We start from the raw sequence: 17476 nt of genomic DNA, 5'->3' as shown, positions 1-17476 counted from the left end.
CCAAAACCCTCTAGCTGCCATTTGAAGTGCTGTTATCGATTATACGTACTTTTTGAGCGGGGCGAGGCACAACCACCGGCGCGGATGGCGGAGGTGGAACGATCACACTTGCACTTGGCGCAGGGGTGATTGTGGGACCCGGAGCCGGTTGGCGGACCTGTTGCGTTGCGCGCGGCACCGACCGCACCGGAACTTGCCGTGCAGGTACGACGCCGACAAAACCTTCACGGGTTTGCGGGGATATGCGGTATCCGGAACGGCCCCAATCAGATGGTGGATTTGGCGGCATCAGATACGGATCCCAGGATGGATCCAGGATCGCGACATTGATGCTGAAGCTGTACATGTTTTGGAGCAACTCTTGCTCGCTTTTCTTTGAATCACACAAGCGCAGGCGGATCTGGATGGCGCCCCTTGGAGAAAAAATGGTTTGCTTGGAAATTTGGTATCCGAGGCGTTGCCAGGCGTACAGGCAGATATCTCCGGATACAGTGCGCCCTGCGGCATAGGAAAAGGGGCCGTATATGTTCTGCAGCAGATAGGGTGACCGTTTCACGGTGACACCCGGCAAAAATTCGCGGATTTCAGACGATATATCCTCAAGATCGGGAACCGCATCAGACAATCGCCCGCTGTTTTCCTGTCCCTTGTTTTTTACGCCAATAAGCTGAACCCGCAAAAGGTTTTGCCCCTGCGTCCTGCTGTTGTTTGCGAGGGTGATGTCTTGCTGCACACCATTGGAAAAGCCGGTCTGAACAATCCCGAGCACAGCAGGACCGCCGGGCGGCGGTGTTACAAAAGCCTGTTCCTTTGGCGGCAAACTGGAACTGCTCAAGAGCGACACCTTCGACGAGTTTGAACAGCCTGCAATTGAAAACAGCAAAACGGTGATAATCAGGAAGCGCATGTTCCGGCCGAGTTCGATCAAACGGGTATTGGCACTTTCAGAGCAACAAGCGAGTGTTATTTGGTGTCTCATTCACAGTTGCTCTCGGCTAGAAATCTTCATCCGCCACAAAGACCCGGGAGTTGGAAACCACATTTCGGGTCAGACGAATCAGCCTCTTCAGCTATCTGGAACTTGAAATTTCGAGAGTTTGAAGAAAACACGGATTTCAAGTTGTTAATTTTTTTAAAGAATTATGGTTAATGCTTGTTTAATTTTTAAAATGCGTCTCCTGCGGCAACAGCCTGTAAACACAGACCTACAAATGTCATGAGGCAGTCTCAATTCCGGCTCTACCGCGATGCAACATCATAAGCAAATGCTAGGTAAAAGTGCAAGGGTTTCGGAAAACGCGCAACTGTGTGTCTCAAATCGGAACGTCTTGACCAAAACGGATATGCGAGAGCAATCAGAAAGTGTCACAGAACCGTTCTGCCATGTGAACGATATGCGGCCCGGCTACCCCGAGAGCGAATAAAGAACTTCTGAAATCAGAACACCGGCAAGGGCGGTCATGCCCCAGCGAAATCCCCTTTTGAATGCCGTTTCATCAAGGCGTCCCAGCAACTTGCTTCCGGCTAGTGTTCCGAGGAGACCACTTGCAATCATCAGGGCGATCAAGCCAACCCAAGGGGCGAATGCGAAGCCAAAAAGGCCAAACGCGACAATCTTCAAGACATGCATGACACCGGCTGTAGCAGCCTGATTGGCGACAAACCGAAAGTGCGTGAGGCCGAGCATTGACAGCGCCGAGCCACTGATCGGCCCTGTGGCTGCGAAGAACATGGACAGAAGTGTCGCCAGAAAGCCTGCGATTCCAACGACAGGCTTTGATGTTTGCTTGAGTTTTGGCGGGTTCCCCCAAACCACCCAAAGAACCATCAGGGCAATCCCTGTCCTGATGAAGTCCGGCGGCAGGTTCACGGCAACGGCGCCGCCTATCGCGGCTCCAAAAAACGCTCCGACGGCAAAATATCCGACTATCAGCCAGTCGACATATGTCCATTGAACAAACACCCGCCCGGCATTGGAGCCCAGTTGCACCGCTCCATGGACCGGAACCAGTGCGTTAGCTGGTACGAAAAATGCCATGATGATTGTGAGCGTGATGCCGCCACCAAGCCCCATGGCTGCGGTCATCGCGGAGGTGAAAAAGCTCGCAAGGACCAATGCAAGGCTTGCCCAGACGGGTATGTCACCGGGCAAGATGGATGAAAGCCACGCCGCCATCGACTGTCCCCTTTTGTGCGACACGCAGGGCGTTTCAAACGTCAAAGGGTTACAGTCACAGAGCGGCGCGGGTTTGTCTATCTGGCAATCAGCCTGCCGGAAGAGCCGTTTCCACCAGCTTTATCCAATAGGAGCAGCCATAGGGGATCAGGTCGTCGTTAAAGTCATAGGCCGGATGGTGAAGTGCTGCGCTGTTGCCGTTGCCTGCGAAGATGAAGGCACCCGGACGCTCGAGGAGCATGTAGGAAAAGTCTTCGCCGCCCATCATCGGGTTCACATTTGTGTTGACCTTGTCCGGACCGGAGATCGACGTGGCGACCTGGGCTGCGAATTCGGTCTGGGCATCATGGTTCATCGTGACCGGATATCCGCGCTTGTAATGGACGTCGACCGCCGCGCCGAATGCTTCGCCGACAGATACAGCGATGGTTTTCAAGCGGCGTTCCGCCATTTCGCGCACTTCGGGCTTCAAGGCGCGGACGGTGCCGCGCAAAATCGCCTCCTGTGGGATGATGTTAAACGCACTTCCGGATTGAAAGACCGTAACCGAGACAACAACCGATTCGAGCGGATAGGTGTTTCTGCTGGCAATGGTCTGCAGGGCCGAAACCATGTTCGCGCCACACACAATCGGGTCGATTGTTTCATTCGGACGTGCCGCGTGCCCGCCTTTTCCGGTTATCGTAATCCTGAACTCGTCCGTCGCCGCCATGATCGGGCCTTTGCGCATCGCAAATTCACCGATCGGCAAGCTCGGGTAGTTGTGCATGCCATAGACTTCCTCGATCGGCCAACGGGTCATGAGGCCATCGTCGATCATGGCTTTTGCGCCTGCCCCGCCTTCTTCCGCGGGCTGGAAGATCACAACGACCGTGCCGTCGAAGTTCCGGGTTTCCGCCAGATATTTCGCGGCACCCAGCAGCATGGCCGTATGCCCGTCATGGCCGCAGGCATGCATCTTGCCGGGATTTTTCGAGGCGTAAGGCTTGCCTGTCATTTCCTCGATCGGCAGGGCGTCCATGTCGGCCCGCAAAGCGATGGTCTTGCCCGAACCGCCATTGGGGCCCTTGATCACGCCGACAACACCGTTTTTTCCAAGCCCGGTCGCGACTTCGTCAAGACCGAAGTCCTTTAACAGATCCGCAACTTTTGCTGCAGTGCGTTCCGTGTCGTAGAGAAGCTCCGGATTGGCGTGGATGTCATGACGCCAGCCGATGACTTCTTCGACCATATCCGCTACGCGATTGACGATCGGCATGAAAACTCCTTGCAACGGTTTCAGGGCACTTCAAGTCGTATGGTGTGCCGCCCGGCGTTAAACAAGGCCCTGCCACGTTTAACAATTGGGTCCCGTTATAGCCAATACGATCAGCCTTTGGAATTGAGCTGAAAGACAGCCGTGTTTTTGACATCGGCATCTTCCAGCGCTCCGATCACCGGAACAGTGAAATGGGCCAGTCTGGTCAACCGGTCTTTGGGCAGGTAACTGCGTCCCGGATCCCCGACGTAAACCTCCAGACCGGATGCCAGTGCCTTGTCGAGAAAGGCCAATACCTTGTCAGCCATCGGCTTGTCGTAAAACACGTCCCCGCAAAACAAGACATCAACATCAGGGACCGGCGCGTCCAGCATGTCCTCACACAGATAGGTGAGGGACACGGAATTGAGATCTGCGTTGAGTTCTCCAGCGCATTTGGCAAAGGGGTCGATATCGACACAAAGGCAGGCGGTTGCCCGGCTTTTCATGCAGGCAATGCCGACGAGGCCGGATCCGCTGGCAAAGTCGAGTATTCTCTTGCCGCGCACGAGTTCGGGCGTATCGAGAACATAGCGGGCCAAGGCCTGGCCACCCGCCCAGGCAAAGGCCCAGAAAGGCGGAGGCAACCCGAGCGCGCCCAGCTCGTCCTCGGTTTTTTGCCAAAGCACCATGGCTTCATCGGCCTGATGAAGCCGGATTTCCTCGGCATGGGCAACCGGTTTGACCTGTGTTTCGGCTTTTATGAAAGCCACCGGGTCGGAGATCCGGCCCGGTGTTGGAGAGCCTTGCGTCCCGCTGCTCAAGCGGGCTCCTTCAGGCCGCCCATTTCACAGACGATCTTCCATTCTTCTTCCGTGACCGGCTGCACCGAAAGGCGCATCGACGTCACCAGTGACATGTTCGCGAGCCTCGGCTCGGCCTTGACATCGGCAAGTGTGACCGGTTTCGGCATGTCCCGGACGGCTTTGAAGTCCACACATTCCCAACGCGGGTCATCCGTTGTCGTGTCGGGATGAATGTCGCTGCAAACCTCGACAACACCGACGACTTCCTTGCCGATATTGGAGTGATAGAAAAAGGCGCGGTCGCCGATTTCCATCTGGCGCATGTTGTTGCGGGCCTGATAGTTGCGGATGCCATCCCATTGTTCGCCGATGTCGCCCTTGGCTTTTTGTTGTTCCCAGGACCATTTGTCCGGCTCGGACTTGATCAGCCAATACTGCACTTACGATGCCTCCGGGTTCTTGATCGCCCAGTTCCACGGGCGGATGTCTACGTGTTCGAACAGATCAGCCCGGGCGTAAGGGTCTTCTTGGGAGATCGCAAGGATTTCATCGCGGTTGCTGGCCTCGATGATCAGCATGGACCCGGTCATGTTCCCGCCATCGTCGAGAAACGGTCCGGCAGCCTTCAAGGCATCGCCAAGGCCTTTCAGGAATTCCAGATGTGCCGGCCTGTTGTCCAGCCGGATTTGCAAAGCATCCGGTTTGTCCGTGCAAATGAGTGCGTAGAGCATGGTTTCCGCCCCTTAAAAGACATTAAATTCGAGACGAACCTAGGCGCAGTGCCGGCAGAACTCAATGGTACAGGTGCGTGGTTGCGTCACGCTTCGGCCTTGAGCGGACGGGACATGAGCGAGGCGATGGCTTCATCAATTGCCAGCGCATCATCGATCATCCTGGCGACGGTGGTGCAAATCGGCAGGTCGATGGCTTGGCGTCGCGCAAGCTCGACCGCGATCCGCGCCGAATAAGCGCCTTCTGCAAGCTTCCCGCCGCGCTGGATAAGATCTGCCGCCATGACACCTTCACCGAGTTTCACGCCGAAGCTGAAGTTCCGGGATTGTGCCGAAGAACAGGTCAGAACGAGATCTCCCAGTCCAGACAGTCCGGTCAGCGTTTCGGGTCTGGCTCCCAGTGTTGTGCCAAGCCTTGTCAGTTCTGCAAAGCCGCGTGCCGTCAGGGCGGCCTGGGCGCTTGCGCCGAGCTTGCGGCCGGCCACGGCTCCGCAGGCAATCGCTAGAACATTTTTAAGGGCGCCGCCGATTTGTGTGCCGATTACATCTGTTGAAGCATAGGGGCGAAACGCAGGGGCAGCCAGTGCCTTGCAAAGATCCTGGCCCGTCTGGGTATCCTCAGTGGCGATCGTGACGGCGGTCGGCAGGCCTTTGGCAACATCATCGGCGAAACTCGGACCTGACAGGGCCCCGACCTTCGCTTCGGGAAGTTCATCACCCACCACCTCGGACAAAAGCTCGCCTGTTGTTCTTTCAATGCCCTTGGCGCAAAGCAGGAGAGGTACCTTGAAAGGTCCGATGTCAGCAAGATCACGCAGGATCGCACGGGTCGTCTGGGCGGGCGTAACCAGCAAAAGGGCATCAGCCGCCTCCAGGTCTTCCAGATGATTGGTGGCCTCGATTTCCTTGTCAAATGTAATTCCCGGCAAGTAGCGCGAGTTTTGATTGCGGGACCGGATCTCCGAGACGGTGTTTGCATCCCTTGCCCACAGAACCACCTCCCGGCCGGCCCGGGCGGCGGTCAAGGCAAGCGCGGTCCCCCAGGCCCCGCCTCCGATCACCCCGATTTTCTGAAAGGTACTCATGCGGCCTTACTCGTCAAACGGGGTCTCAGAAGGTCAAGAGGTGCGTGAAATCCGGCGAAAAACGCAGCGGGGTCTCCTGCGCGCAGATCGTCGAGATCGAGCCAGAACAGCCGGAACCGGATCGGATCTCCGCCGTCGCTAGGTGTCATCTCGAAATGCTCCCATTCTTCCAAGGGGATGCTGTCGAGGGTGGCGTGGAAATGTTTCCTGATATGCCTTCCGGTTATGGGGCGCCCCGGAGTGGATTGCGGCCTTTCCTCAAACGGCATGTCGTCGAATGACAGATCCTGATCGGCGAAATGGTCAAAGGCAACGTCCAGATCCAGACCGGTTTCCTCTGTAAATTCGCGCTTTGCGCCTTGCAGAAAACTCTCGCCGGGATCAATGGTGCCGCCCGGAACCTGAAGCCCGATATGCGGATTGTCCGGCTCTTCAAAAACCAGGAGCCGGTTGCCGCAAGTGAGGTAAACGTAGGCCTTGTAAAAGACTGTCATCAACCGATTCCTTTTTGCCGTTTCCGGGGACGTCCCCGCAGCTGGTACGTTATGATCCAGGACTGGGCCGCTGCTTGTTGGCCAAGTGTGCCGCCTATACCTTTGCGCCTTTCTTTCCCGCACCGAGTACCCCGGAATTTGTGCTGTCGAGTGGCCAGCGCGGACGTGGAGAAACGTCCATGTCATCGACCGGACGGAGACCCAGCCTCTCAATCCCGGCCCAGGCGATCATGGCAGCATTGTCGGTGCAAAGCGCCATTGGAGGTGCGACAAACCGTGCGCCGGCATCATCCGCTGCTTGTTGAAGCGCATTGCGGATTTCCTGGTTTGCGGCGACCCCTCCAGCGACAACAATGGTCGGATTTGTATCCCGATACCGTTCGCGCAACAGCTGGAGTGCGGCTGCCGTGCGTTTGGCAAGCACATCCGAAACTGCGCGCTGGAAAGCAGCGCACAGGTCGGCAATGGTCTGGTCATCCACAGGTTCCAGCTTTTTGGCTTGTGTCCTCAGAGCTGTCTTCAGTCCCGCAAACGACATGTCCAGACCGGGCCGGTCGAGCAACGGGCGCGGCAGTTTGAACCGGGTAACATCACCCTTTGCCGCCATCCTTTCTACCGCCGGTCCGCCAGGATAGGGCAGTCCGAGCAGTTTGGCGGTCTTGTCGAAAGCCTCGCCAATGGCATCGTCAATGGTGGTTCCCAGGCGTTCGTAATCGCCGACACCGCGCACGAGAAGAAACTGGCTGTGGCCTCCGGATACCAGCAGCAGAAGGAACGGAAATGTCAGATCATCCGTCAGCCGGGCGGTTAAGGCATGTCCCTCAAGGTGATTGACCGCAATGATCGGCTTTCCGGCCGCCATGGCGATGGCCTTGGCCGTCATGAAACCGACAATGACCCCGCCGATCAGCCCGGGGCCTGCGGTGGCGGCAACAGCATCAATATCATCCCATGAACAGTCCGCCTTGTTCATGGCCTCGCGGACGATGGTGTCCAGAACATCGATATGGGCGCGGGCGGCGATCTCGGGAACAACGCCGCCGAACTCCGTGTGATCATCGATTTGCGAACGCACGACATTTGAGAGTATGTCCCTGTCGCGAGGCCCGCTCACAACGGCCGCGGCGGTTTCGTCGCAGCTGGTTTCAATTCCCAGCACGGTCAGCGTCTTGTAGTCTTGATTCGGATTGACTGAAGTCATCGGGTTTGCTGCATTGGGCCTCGTTCTGCCGGGCAAACGTTCTGGCGGATTCTGTCGAATTCAAGTGCTGCCCAGTCCGGGCCTTACATCGGGATCAACTCTCTTGCAAACAACTCCTTTGCGCATCGGTACCCGCGGAAGCGCGTTGGCGCTGGCCCAGGCGCATGAAACCCGCGCCCGATTGATGGCGGCGCACGCCCTTCCCGAAGACGCTTTTGAGATCGTTGTCATCAAGACAACGGGTGATCAGATCCAGGACCGGCCCCTGTCGGAAGTCGGTGGCAAGGGATTGTTCACAAAGGAAATCGAGGAAGCGCTGCTCGACAAGAGCATCGATATTGCGGTTCATTCCTCAAAAGACATGCCGACTGTTCTGCCTGACGGGCTGGCATTGACTGCATTTTTGCCGCGCGAAGACGTGCGCGATGCCTTTATCTCACGCAAGGCCAAGAACTTGATGGAATTGCCGCAAGGTGCGGTGGTGGGCTCCAGCTCCCTTCGGCGTCAGGCCATGATCAAGCGGCTTCGTCCCGACATCGACGTGGTGATGTACCGGGGGAACCTGCAAACCCGTCTCCGCAAGCTTGAGGAAGGGCAGGTGGATGCGACGCTTCTGGCCGTTGCAGGTCTCAAGCGTCTCGGGCTGGACGATGTGATCACGAGCTGTATCGAAGTGGAGGCGTTCTTGCCGGCCGTAGGGCAGGGCGCCATCTGCATTGAGAGCCGAGCGGACGATGAGGCCACCTTGATGTTGCTGTCGGGCATTCATGATCCCGAAACCCGGGTGCGTCTGGAAGCCGAGCGGGCGTTTCTTGCGGTGCTTGACGGCTCGTGCCGGACGCCAATCGGCGGTCTGGCGGAGATTTCCGAAGGCAAAATCAGGTTCCGCGGTACAATCCTGAAACCTGATGGGAGCGAAGTTCACGATGTTGAGCGGGAAGGACCGGTTTCTGATCCATCCGGCCTTGGCCGGGAAGCGGGTGAGGCCCTCAAGGCCATGGCCGGTCCCGGTTTTCTGTCGAGTTGATCTTCAAAGATGCGCTTCCTCGTCACGCGCCCGCAACCGGACTGCCGCCGAACGGCGGACAAGCTTCGGTACCTTGGGGCCGAGGCGGATGAAGCGCCCATGCTTGTTCAGAGGGTGACCGCGCCTCCTGCCTTCGATCTGGATGATGTCACGGCGCTTGCCGTGACCAGCCGGCGGACGGCGGAAATCCTCGGAAATCACGATCAGGCCGGGCAACTCGAAAAGTTACCCGTTTATGCTGTTGGAGACAGCACGGCTCAGGCCTTGAGAACAGCAGGCTTTCAAACCGTTTATTCGGCCGATGGTGATATTGAAGCCTTGGCAAGGCTGATCGGCGCCAGCATTCAGACCGGTCCGGTGCTTTATGCATGTGCGCGTGATCGCGCGGGCAACCTTGAAGGACTGTTGAATGGTGCCGGAATTGGCTGCCGGTTGAGCGAGGTTTATGCAATGGAACCGGCCAAAAGCTTGCCGTCCCATGTCTTCCGCCATATTGCTGATGGAGTTTATGATGCGGTGCTGGTTTACTCTGCCCGCACGGCTCTGGCTTTTCGGCAAGCGCTTGAAAACGCGGGGCTTCATGAAAATCTTGGGGCTTTGATCGTCGTTGCCATTTCTGAAAAGGCTGGAGAACCGCTTAGTGGCGCGCATCGCCTCAAAATACCCGCAAAGCCACGTGAAGACGCGCTGCTGGAGCTCGCCCTGAGGGCTTGAATGCGGGCGCAGGAGAGCTCGGATCTTGCACCGCGAAAAAGACAAAAAAGACATTGTCCGTGACGGTGTTGCATACCGTCCCGGTGTGTATAGTAGGTAGGGAGCCCAATGCGGCCCAGGAGGAGATCATATGGCATCGGATAAGGACCCTTCCGGAAAATCAACAAGTTCGAAGACCGGATCGGCAAAAACGTCCGGTTCAGGGTCGGCGCGTTCGACAACATCTGAAAAAAGCACAAAGCAAACCGGAAGTTCGTCCAAGCGGCCGGTGACGATTGATTTGAAGCCCGAAAAGGTCGAAGCGAAACCACCCTCGGGTGTGCCAGAAACCGGTTCTGAAAGACGCGGTTCTGCACCCTCAAGCGGATCGGCGGCCGAAAAAGCGGCCGCAGACAAGAGCGCGCCAGTTGAAAAGACAGCAACTTCAGGCGCAGCAGCATCCTCCCCCCAAGCCAAACCTGTCGGCAAGGAAGAGACTGCCGCTACTGGGGCGGCAAGGCCGCAAGCTTCGGGTGCGTCAGCTCCCTCGACAGCTTCCAGTGGCAGGGCCGCTGCCGAAACGGGCAAAACGGCAACCAAAACTGTACCGCCGCAACCGGCTACGGCGGGCAAACCGGACCAAAAGGCAAGTTCCGGAAGCTCCTCCACGCCGAAGACCGGAACAGGTGCGGCGGCAACCTCCGTGGGTGCGGGCGCGCCCGGTGCTGGACAAAAAAGTTCGGAAGCCTTCACTCCGCCTGTTCAAAAAGAAAAATCCGGGGTTGGTTTTACCGGTTTGTTGGCAGCCGCGATTTTTGGCGGTGTGGTTGTCCTCGGCGGAGCCTATGGTCTTCATGAGGCGGGCATCCTGAAATTGCCGGCGGAGACCGATGCGCAAACGAAGCAGTTGATCACCGCTGCCGAGACAAAAATCACTGACCTTGAAAGTCAGCTCACACAACTTGGCCAAAGCAATCTTGGGCAGGAGACACAGCAACGGGTCAGCGAGATTGAGACGCGGCTGAACGGGTTGCAGCAGTCGGTTCAGGAGGCTGTCAGCAGTGCAGCGGCGTCGTCCGGCAGCAAACTGGCGTCGGATGTCGCGGAACTGAAAAGCGAGGTCGCCGCCCTGAATGAGCGTCTCAGTCAGGCCAGTCCGCAAGGTGCTGCCAGCGGGAGCGGGGCAGGTGAAGCCGCAAGTGCCATGTCAGCTGCGGTAACCGCTCTCGAGACCAAGGTGAGTGATCTCCAAAAAACTCTGGACACGACAGCGTCGGAAGCGGGGGCATCGTCTCAGGCGGTTGCATCCTTGCAGGAAACCCTCAAGTCCCTGCAAAGCGAACTGACTGCGCTCGGCAGCCGCGTTCAAAATGCAGATGCCACGGCAAAGGCGGCACAAACGGCTGTTGCCACATCCGACACATCGCTGAAAACACTGGCGGATACCCAGGCGCGGGCAAGCGACACGCTCTCCAGCCTGTCAACCGACATGCAGACCATGTCCAAGACCAATGCGGCTGCGTTTGACGGAATTCGCAGCGAGCTCGCTGCCTTGTCGGCACGCCTGACGACGGTCGAAAATGGCATGGGAGATGTGACCGCGCGGGAAGTTGCGGCAAGGGCCCTGTCGGTTTCTGCCTTGAAAGCTGCCGTCGATTCCGGCCAGCCCTATGCCACGGAACTTGCGGCGGTCAAAGCCGGTTTGCCACCCGGCACCGACCTGAAAGCACTTGAACAATACGCCTCAACCGGGGTCACGCCGGCCGCCTCGCTGATTGCCCAGTTTCCGGGTGTGGCACGCAAGATCTATGCGACATTCGCTCAGCCGGAGCAGTCGGGGGATATCCTCGACAGTCTCCTTGCAAGTGCCAAATCGATCGTCACTGTTCGTGGCCCTGGCAGCGGGAATGGCACAGGCCCGGCAGCCACCTTGCGGCGCATGGAAAATGCTGTCTCCAAGGGCGACTTGAGCGCGGCGCTGACAGCCTATGGCGAGTTGCCCGAGACGGCCCGGACAGCTGGCAGCGATTGGGCCCAGAAGGCCCGGGCCCGCGTCGAGGTCGATACTTTGACCAGCAAGGCCTCGCAAGAAGTCCTGTCGGAACTGGCCCGCAAGGGCAGCTGAGTAACCCTTGCGCGGTTTGACGCGCGGGAGAGATCTGGAAGGCCGGCCTGAGCGCCGGTGCATGTCACGGAGCGTAGGGTATGATCCGCGTCCTTTTGTTCGTTGCACTGCTGTTTGTGCTGGCCATGGGCTTCGCCTGGATGGCGGACCTGCCCGGCGTGGTGTCGGTTAGCTGGGACGGCTATGTCTGGGAACAGACACCGGTGGTCGCCGCAGTGGTTGTTGTTGTTCTGCTGGTTCTTTTCCTTCTTGCCGTATGGCTGATATCGACGGTGCTGCGTTCACCCAAGATTGCCAACCGGTTTTTCCGGCGCCGCCGCAAGGACAAGGGCTATCAGGCCTTGTCTCACGGGCTGATTGCGCTTGGTACCGGCAATGCCAAACTGGCCCGCCGGTACGGTCTGGATGCGGAAAAGCTTCTGAAAGGGGAACCGGCGGCAAAGCTGCTGATTGCCCAGGCGGCACAGCTCGCAGGCAAGGAAGAAGAAGCCCGGTCGCGTTTCGAGGCCATGCTTGAGGATCCCGAAACAAGGGCGCTCGGGCTGCACGGCCTCTTTATCGAAGCGGAACGGCATGAAGAACCGATTGCTGCCCGCCACTATGCCGAGGAAGCGGCCAAGACACAGCCCGGTCTTGAATGGGCCGGCAAGGCGGTGCTCGGCTATCAGGCGATTGCCAATCATTGGGATCAGGCATTGGTTACCCTTGAGCGCAATTATTCGGCAAAGCTGATCGACAAGAAAACCTATCGCCGCCACCGGGCCGTGATCATGACGGCGCTTGCCGGTCAACTGGAGGATCAGGAGCCGGAGCGCGCCTTTTCCCTCTCCAAGGAAGCCCATGGGCTGGCGCCGGATCTGGTGCCTGCAGCACTTGTTTCAGCCCGGCTGGCAACCCGCAAGGGAGATACGCGCAAGGCCGCCAAGCTCATCGAGACGACGTGGCGCTTGTCTCCGCACCCGGATCTGGCAGAAGCCTATGCCCATGTGCGGCCCGGTGATTCAGCAATGGATCGGCTGAAGCGGGTCAAGCATCTGGCCGGGCAGCGGACCGGCACGACGGCTGGAACTCTTGCATGGGCACGTGCTGCCATTGAAGCGCGCGAGTTCGGCGAAGCCCGTGAACAGCTCAAGAAGATCTTGCGTGAAGAACCGAGCCGGTCTGCCTTCCTGTTGATGGCGGAACTGGAAGAGACCGAGCATGGTGATCAGGGCCGCATGCGTGACTGGCTGTCGCGGGCGCTGCGTGCGCCTCTCGACAAGGCCTGGGTTGCCGACGGTGTTGCCACCCAGGAATGGCAGGCGGTGTCGCCCGTGACCGGTCAACTGGATGCATTTGTCTGGACGACACCGAGCCGGTTGCCCGATCAGGAAGATGGCCCGGTCATTGAAGACAGTCTGTTCGAAGCGCCTGTGATTTCCATGCAGCCTGAGGTGGATCCGGCCTCTGCAAACATGGGGGAAAAGGCCGAAGAAGTGGAGAGGGATGCTGTTGCGGAGATGAAGGTCGTGAATCCGGCTCCCCCGCCAAGCGCCGGGAAAGAGGTTCCGATTGAGTCTGACGTGGAGACTGCGCAAGACGTCCCGCCGCCATCCCCGGCGAAACACGGGTATGAAGGAACAACCGATGACGTGCGCCATGCGCCTTCCATGAAGAACTTGCCGGATGCTCCGGCTGAAACGCAGGCAGGCGGCGGGGGCACTGCGGAGAAGTCCGAAAAAAAAACCGATAAATCAACGCCTACAAGAGTCTCAAGTGCGTCTGAGGATGGCCAGTCCGTGTCAGGGGCAGCCTCCCGTGAGAATGCTTCAGAGTTAGGCAAGCCTGCGGACGACGTTGATAAAGAGGACAATATCGAAGGGGTCGGGTCTGACTCTGGCAAGGGCGAAGCCGGTGCCGCAACAGACAAGACAACCGATGTTGCGGAAGGTACGTCATCCGAGCCGATTGCATTTCCGTTCAAGCGTATGCCGGATGACCCGGGGCCGCTTGATGATGATGACCAACCGGCCAAGCCCCGGCAATCCGGGTTTTTCAAATAACTTCTATCCGCCATATATCTTTGGTGGCACGTTTGATCGGGCCTCTGGCGAGCCAATTGTCGACAGAGGCCAATCGGTCACGAAATCCGCTTGCATCTTGAAGCACGGTCCGGTATCAACCGGCCCATTCTCGATCCGAGATGTTTGGTGTCCCACGCATTCGGGATGGCCTTAAGCTGCTGTAGCTCAGTTGGTAGAGCACGTCATTCGTAATGATGGGGTCGGGGGTTCGAGTCCCTTCAGCAGCACCACTCTTCCAAAAATTTAATCGAGATTTCCTAGTTGAACATCTATGGATGTTCGAAGAATACAGGAGTGTGTGCCTCCGGTTTTAAGCAGTCTTGCATGTGTCCTTGGATGATTCTGGCAATCAACTGCACCCTTTATGGTAGTGCCTGGAAAATATCGAACCAAGAGTATGCGCCGTTATTCAAGCTGCACCAACTTTAGGCATCATACGTACGAAATACATCAATTTTCGCATTGTCAAACCTACTGTAACGTTATTACATGAGGCGCTCACTAATATAAATTGTATGGATCCGGTCGCCGGAAAGGATTTGCATTTTCTTGTTGCTTAACATCCGGCGATTGGGGGGGGAGCAGTGTTACACACGGTCATAAAAACTCTCGTGGCTGACGACAGTGCCGTCGCGCGGGAGGTGGTCAAGTCGGGGATACGATTTTACCAGAACAAACGGGTCTTTGATGTCGAGACAGCAGCAGATGGCGATACCGCCATGCGCGTCCTTTACAGAAACCAGGTCGATCTCGCATTTATTGACATCAACATGCCACGGCTTTCCGGAACGCAAGTGATTGCGGCCATGAAGGAAACGCGTTCGCGCGGATGCCTGACGGTCGCCATGTCGACGGGCATGAACGAAAAGGCGGCGTCTGTGCTGTCCGAGTTCGGGACTTATCACTTTCTGAAAAAGCCGTTCCGCCCGGAAGACGTCGCGTGCATTGTCAAGGCGTACTTGGCAATGACTGAACGCCATGCAATCCTGATCGTTGATGATTCCCCGATCATGCGCAAATTGGCACGCCGCACCCTGGAATGCAGCCGTTTCAAGTTTGACATCACCGAAGTCGACAATGCGGAAGCAGCCTTGCGTGCGATCGCGAGCAACCGGTTCAAACTCGTCCTGACCGATTTTCACATGCCCGGTATTGACGGTCTCGAATTGGCGGGTGCGATCCGTGAACTGTCCAGCAAAATTGCTGTCTACATGATGTCGACCAATGACACGACCTATCTGGAACGCTCGGCGGCGTTTGTCGGGATATCGGGCTTCTTGCAAAAACCGTTTGCACCAGAGGACATCGACACGTTGATGCATAATTTGCTGGGGCTCGAATGTCCGGAATTTGCCAAATCGCGCGATGCCTTCCGATTCCTTGAACGGGAGCGAAAGGCAACGGAAGACCGATAACTGCGTTTTGCCTTAGCGAAACGATGGCCTCAATGGGCTTGATCACCAGCCGAACTGAAAAGTCGTACCGGTCTGCCCATGTCCGGATTGTGCAATGTGGGCGTCGGCGTTGTCTCCAAACTGGAACAGGCCATAGGCATGGTTCGAGCCCGTCTGGCGGATCGAACCAGAATGCCCGTTGCCGTTTTGAAGGATCAGGCCTTGGTTACCAAAACCGTTTTGCGCCAATCCGGCCATGTTGTTGAGGCCGTTTTGCTTGATGCCGCCGCCTGAACTCAAGTCATTGGCGACGGCAGCCGCCATCAGTCCCGCACGCATAAGGTTGTTCTGACCCGGATTTTGCGGCGTCAAGGTGAATGACAGCGTGCCGCCGGCAAGCGCTGGCGCAGCGGATCCCGCTATTGCCAGGAATGCCACCATGGCGGCTTTGGAGAGTGTTTTTTTCATGAAAAATTTCCTTTAGTAAACGGCGGAGGCCCAAACTAGATCCGGTCACCGACACGCAAACTGCATGTCCGGCTGATGCCGCCACTCTCGATCTCAAGCCGCACATCATAAATCCCGGTGCGGCTGAGCATCGCACTGCCCGCACGCTGGACACCGCTACCCCCGATCGTGAATGCACCGCCCTGGCTGATATTGGCATGGCCTGCCGTGTTGCTTCCGGTGACACGGAACCGGTAGCTGCCACTCTGGCCGGGGGATCCGGAGACCAGGCCGGACATCGTGATGCTGTTGCCGTGAGACTGCGTCTGGATCTTGCAGATTTCCACCGGAGTGTCATTGGCCACACTCGATGACGCCGACCAGAAGGCGAGAGTAAACCCCGTTGCGAGAACTCCGGCGGCTACCATGTTGACTGCTGTATTCAAGCGATCCTCCATGTTCTTCGTGTGCCGATGCCGTGATGGTTACGGGCAGGTTTGAACAAGGGCAGCGACATTGCCTGCTCCCGATTGGGACACGGCGGCCTCGCAACCCGAACCGACCTGAACCCCGGCGGCAATGTTGCCGTTTCCATCCTGAGTCATGATCGTGCTGTGGTTGGACCCAAACTGGCCGATGCCACCGGCATTGCCATGGCCGTACTGCCACATGTCGGCATGGTTGTTATGGCCGTCCTGTCCGGTCGCTGCCGTGTTGTTGTGACCGTATTGATGGAAGGTTGCCGCGTTGTGGCCGCCATTTTGATGAAGTCCGATAATGTTGTTGAAACCGTCTTGCCAGCCGCCGCCACTGTTGCCGAAACCGAACTGTTCGATGGTGATGCCGCCCGCTTGCGCCGGAGCGGATGCCAGGCTGATCGCGATGATTGCCGCTGCAGAAACGATGGACTTCCTGAACATGATCTTCTCCGGGTAGGCGGCCGGGCCGCGTTGTGCTGATGGGGAACGATCTAGCAAGCCATGCCGGAACACACACTGAAGCGGCCATTCATTTTGGGTTCAGAATGCATCTAGCTACGGGCAAGCCGGTTTTGGGAGGGTTAGCCACAGGGGAAGCTGGCCGAGAACTTGACCGGCGTTCAGGGAAGGATTCAGATAAGGAAGCGCTGGAAACCGGGGGCTGCACGACCAACGGGGACGACGATATGCGTCTTGGAAAATCTGCAAAAACAGAGTTCGTTCGCAGAATTGTTCCCTTGGGCCTCGGTGTCACGGGTGTTGTTGGCATGAGCGGCGGAACATCCGTGTTGGTCGGGCTCTTGTGCATGGCCGCCGGGATCGGCGTTTATGCTGCACTTCCGAAACCATTCGTGCCAAGCGGAGCGGTTCAACCGGTCTCGGTCCCACCGGCGCCAGTGTGGGATTTGGCCGGGTTTGGCATTGGCATTCCAAGCTGTTCACTTCTTTTGCTGTCGCTTTCGAAGGTGAATGGGCCAGGTGTGGCCATGTTGTCCTTGATGCTGTTTTCAACCGCCGTCTCGGTATGTCTGTTCGCCCTGTCGGTGCGCCAGGAAACGTCCTGGGTAAGGTTCTTCGGTAACGGGTTCGAGTTCGCGCTCTTTGGCCGGCGCAGCCGGGTCCGCTATGTCGATCTGGCCGATGTCAGAGTGAAGAACTGGCAGGCAAAAGGATCCTTGCGCCAACTGCTCGCCTTGGCTGCTTTCACCGCGCGGCAAAAAACAGCTCTGCTCGCACCTGTCGAGGAGACACGGGCTTTTGTCTTCACCCGGAAAGATGGGGCAGAATTTACTATTTCCTCGGAAGGTCTGCCAAATCTCGAATGGATCATGCTTTGCATGGATCGGGCAGGGGTGCCTCTGCCAAAAGGGATCGGCATCCGGCAACGCAAAAAGACCCGCTATTTGCGCGACCGCCTCTACGGACCCGAAGACGCGGACGCATCACAGACGGAGCAGCGTCAGGTCGCGCGGATTGCCGCGCAGACCGATCACTCCCGGCGGGGCTGAGTGTTTGCAT

The 17476-nt window shown here is 57.7% G+C and carries 19 protein-coding genes and 1 tRNA gene; 7 read left to right on the top strand and 13 right to left on the bottom strand.

The window, feature by feature from the left end; genetic code table 11:
* Positions 1–10 precede the first annotated feature (10 nt).
* From bcsN to tsaD, 9 genes are all read right to left on the bottom strand, one after another.
* The gene (gene bcsN / locus E1297_RS25215) at positions 11–979 is read right to left on the bottom strand and encodes a cellulose biosynthesis protein BcsN (RefSeq protein WP_155143252.1); all 969 of its coding nucleotides are present in this window, start codon (positions 977–979) and stop codon (positions 11–13) included.
* 426 nt (positions 980–1405) lie between these two features.
* Positions 1406–2176, bottom strand: a complete 771-nt coding sequence (locus E1297_RS25210) for a sulfite exporter TauE/SafE family protein (RefSeq protein WP_155143251.1) — start codon at positions 2174–2176, stop codon at positions 1406–1408.
* A gap of 88 nt (positions 2177–2264) precedes the next feature.
* The gene (locus E1297_RS25205; protein WP_155143250.1) at positions 2265–3434 is read right to left on the bottom strand and encodes a M20 aminoacylase family protein; all 1170 of its coding nucleotides are present in this window, start codon (positions 3432–3434) and stop codon (positions 2265–2267) included.
* 110 nt (positions 3435–3544) lie between these two features.
* Positions 3545–4237 (bottom strand): methyltransferase, encoded by a 693-nt coding sequence (locus E1297_RS25200; protein WP_155143249.1) that lies wholly within the window; start codon positions 4235–4237, stop codon positions 3545–3547.
* Positions 4234–4659 carry an EVE domain-containing protein gene (locus tag E1297_RS25195; RefSeq protein ID WP_368669672.1) on the bottom strand — a complete coding sequence of 142 codons (426 nt, stop codon included), beginning with the start codon at positions 4657–4659 and terminating at the stop codon, positions 4234–4236. Before E1297_RS25195 ends, E1297_RS25200 begins: the two co-directional genes overlap by 4 nt.
* On the bottom strand, positions 4660–4950 hold the full coding sequence (locus tag E1297_RS25190) for a YciI family protein (RefSeq protein ID WP_155143248.1): 291 nt from the start codon (positions 4948–4950) through the stop codon (positions 4660–4662).
* An 86-nt stretch (positions 4951–5036) separates the two neighbouring features.
* Positions 5037–6035, bottom strand: a complete 999-nt coding sequence (locus tag E1297_RS25185) for an NAD(P)H-dependent glycerol-3-phosphate dehydrogenase (RefSeq protein WP_155143247.1) — start codon at positions 6033–6035, stop codon at positions 5037–5039.
* A complete protein-coding gene (locus tag E1297_RS25180; RefSeq protein ID WP_155143246.1) occupies positions 6032–6529 on the bottom strand; it encodes an NUDIX domain-containing protein in 498 nt (165 codons plus the stop codon). Before E1297_RS25180 ends, E1297_RS25185 begins: the two co-directional genes overlap by 4 nt.
* A 94-nt stretch (positions 6530–6623) precedes the next feature.
* Positions 6624–7730 carry a tRNA (adenosine(37)-N6)-threonylcarbamoyltransferase complex transferase subunit TsaD gene (tsaD, locus tag E1297_RS25175; RefSeq protein WP_155143245.1) on the bottom strand — a complete coding sequence of 369 codons (1107 nt, stop codon included), beginning with the start codon at positions 7728–7730 and terminating at the stop codon, positions 6624–6626.
* A gap of 103 nt (positions 7731–7833) precedes the next feature.
* Here tsaD and hemC point away from each other — a divergent pair, with 103 nt between their 5' ends.
* Both hemC and E1297_RS25165 read left to right on the top strand, forming a co-directional pair.
* Entirely contained in the window at positions 7834–8757 is a 924-nt protein-coding gene (gene hemC, locus E1297_RS25170) for a hydroxymethylbilane synthase (RefSeq protein ID WP_155143244.1), read from the top strand.
* Between the two features lie 9 nt (positions 8758–8766).
* A complete protein-coding gene (locus tag E1297_RS25165) occupies positions 8767–9471 on the top strand; it encodes a uroporphyrinogen-III synthase (protein ID WP_155143243.1) in 705 nt (234 codons plus the stop codon).
* A 126-nt stretch (positions 9472–9597) separates the two neighbouring features.
* Here the strand turns inward: E1297_RS25165 and E1297_RS49910 are convergent, their stop codons facing one another.
* A complete protein-coding gene (locus E1297_RS49910; protein WP_209015983.1) occupies positions 9598–10203 on the bottom strand; it encodes a hypothetical protein in 606 nt (201 codons plus the stop codon).
* Between the two features lie 46 nt (positions 10204–10249).
* On the opposite strand from E1297_RS49910, the gene E1297_RS25160 reads away from it, so the two are divergent.
* The 4 genes from E1297_RS25160 to E1297_RS51340 all read left to right on the top strand — a co-directional run bounded on the left by E1297_RS25160 (position 10250) and on the right by E1297_RS51340 (position 15053).
* Positions 10250–11575: a hypothetical protein gene (locus E1297_RS25160; RefSeq protein WP_209015982.1), complete on the top strand. Its 1326-nt coding sequence runs from the start codon at positions 10250–10252 to the stop codon at positions 11573–11575.
* 80 nt (positions 11576–11655) lie between these two features.
* Positions 11656–13617 (top strand): heme biosynthesis protein HemY, encoded by a 1962-nt coding sequence (locus E1297_RS25155; protein ID WP_155143241.1) that lies wholly within the window; start codon positions 11656–11658, stop codon positions 13615–13617.
* A gap of 175 nt (positions 13618–13792) precedes the next feature.
* Positions 13793–13868 (top strand) — tRNA-Thr (locus E1297_RS25150).
* A gap of 354 nt (positions 13869–14222) precedes the next feature.
* Entirely contained in the window at positions 14223–15053 is an 831-nt protein-coding gene (locus E1297_RS51340) for a response regulator (protein WP_209015981.1), read from the top strand.
* 42 nt (positions 15054–15095) lie between these two features.
* Here E1297_RS51340 and E1297_RS25140 read toward each other — a convergent pair whose 3' ends face one another.
* From E1297_RS25140 to E1297_RS25130, 3 genes are read right to left on the bottom strand one after another with little or no spacing between them, the layout of a single operon-like run.
* Positions 15096–15500, bottom strand: a complete 405-nt coding sequence (locus tag E1297_RS25140; RefSeq protein WP_155143240.1) for a curlin — start codon at positions 15498–15500, stop codon at positions 15096–15098.
* A gap of 35 nt (positions 15501–15535) precedes the next feature.
* Positions 15536–15925, bottom strand: a complete 390-nt coding sequence (gene csgH / locus E1297_RS25135) for a curli-like amyloid fiber formation chaperone CsgH (RefSeq protein WP_155143239.1) — start codon at positions 15923–15925, stop codon at positions 15536–15538.
* A 39-nt stretch (positions 15926–15964) separates the two neighbouring features.
* Positions 15965–16399: a curlin gene (locus tag E1297_RS25130; protein WP_155143238.1), complete on the bottom strand. Its 435-nt coding sequence runs from the start codon at positions 16397–16399 to the stop codon at positions 15965–15967.
* 104 nt (positions 16400–16503) lie between these two features.
* Here E1297_RS25130 and E1297_RS25125 point away from each other — a divergent pair, with 104 nt between their 5' ends.
* Positions 16504–17466, top strand: coding sequence for a hypothetical protein (locus tag E1297_RS25125; RefSeq protein WP_155143237.1), 963 nt, complete (start codon positions 16504–16506; stop codon positions 17464–17466).
* Positions 17467–17476: the final 10 nt, after the last annotated feature.

It is taken from the genome of Roseibium sp. RKSG952 (assembly GCF_009711355.1).
The sequence above is the reverse complement of the archived record's forward strand: the minus strand, read 5'-3'. Positions and strand labels throughout refer to the sequence as shown.

Excerpts from the sequence above, each read along its gene's own strand:
- E1297_RS25210 (WP_155143251.1), bottom strand. The coding sequence starts at position 2,176 with ATGGCGGCGTGGCTTTCATCCATCTTGCCCGGTGACATACCCGTCTGG.
- E1297_RS25130 (WP_155143238.1), bottom strand. The coding sequence starts at position 16,399 with ATGTTCAGGAAGTCCATCGTTTCTGCAGCGGCAATCATCGCGATCAGC.
- E1297_RS25190 (WP_155143248.1), bottom strand. The coding sequence starts at position 4,950 with ATGCTCTACGCACTCATTTGCACGGACAAACCGGATGCTTTGCAAATC.
- E1297_RS25165 (WP_155143243.1), top strand. The coding sequence starts at position 8,767 with ATGCGCTTCCTCGTCACGCGCCCGCAACCGGACTGCCGCCGAACGGCG.
- E1297_RS25205 (WP_155143250.1), bottom strand. The coding sequence starts at position 3,434 with ATGCCGATCGTCAATCGCGTAGCGGATATGGTCGAAGAAGTCATCGGC.
- bcsN (WP_155143252.1), bottom strand. The coding sequence starts at position 979 with ATGAGACACCAAATAACACTCGCTTGTTGCTCTGAAAGTGCCAATACC.
- E1297_RS25180 (WP_155143246.1), bottom strand. The coding sequence starts at position 6,529 with ATGACAGTCTTTTACAAGGCCTACGTTTACCTCACTTGCGGCAACCGG.
- E1297_RS25140 (WP_155143240.1), bottom strand. The coding sequence starts at position 15,500 with ATGAAAAAAACACTCTCCAAAGCCGCCATGGTGGCATTCCTGGCAATA.
- tsaD (WP_155143245.1), bottom strand. The coding sequence starts at position 7,730 with ATGACTTCAGTCAATCCGAATCAAGACTACAAGACGCTGACCGTGCTG.
- E1297_RS25185 (WP_155143247.1), bottom strand. The coding sequence starts at position 6,035 with ATGAGTACCTTTCAGAAAATCGGGGTGATCGGAGGCGGGGCCTGGGGG.
- E1297_RS25155 (WP_155143241.1), top strand. The coding sequence starts at position 11,656 with ATGATCCGCGTCCTTTTGTTCGTTGCACTGCTGTTTGTGCTGGCCATG.
- E1297_RS25125 (WP_155143237.1), top strand. The coding sequence starts at position 16,504 with ATGCATCTAGCTACGGGCAAGCCGGTTTTGGGAGGGTTAGCCACAGGG.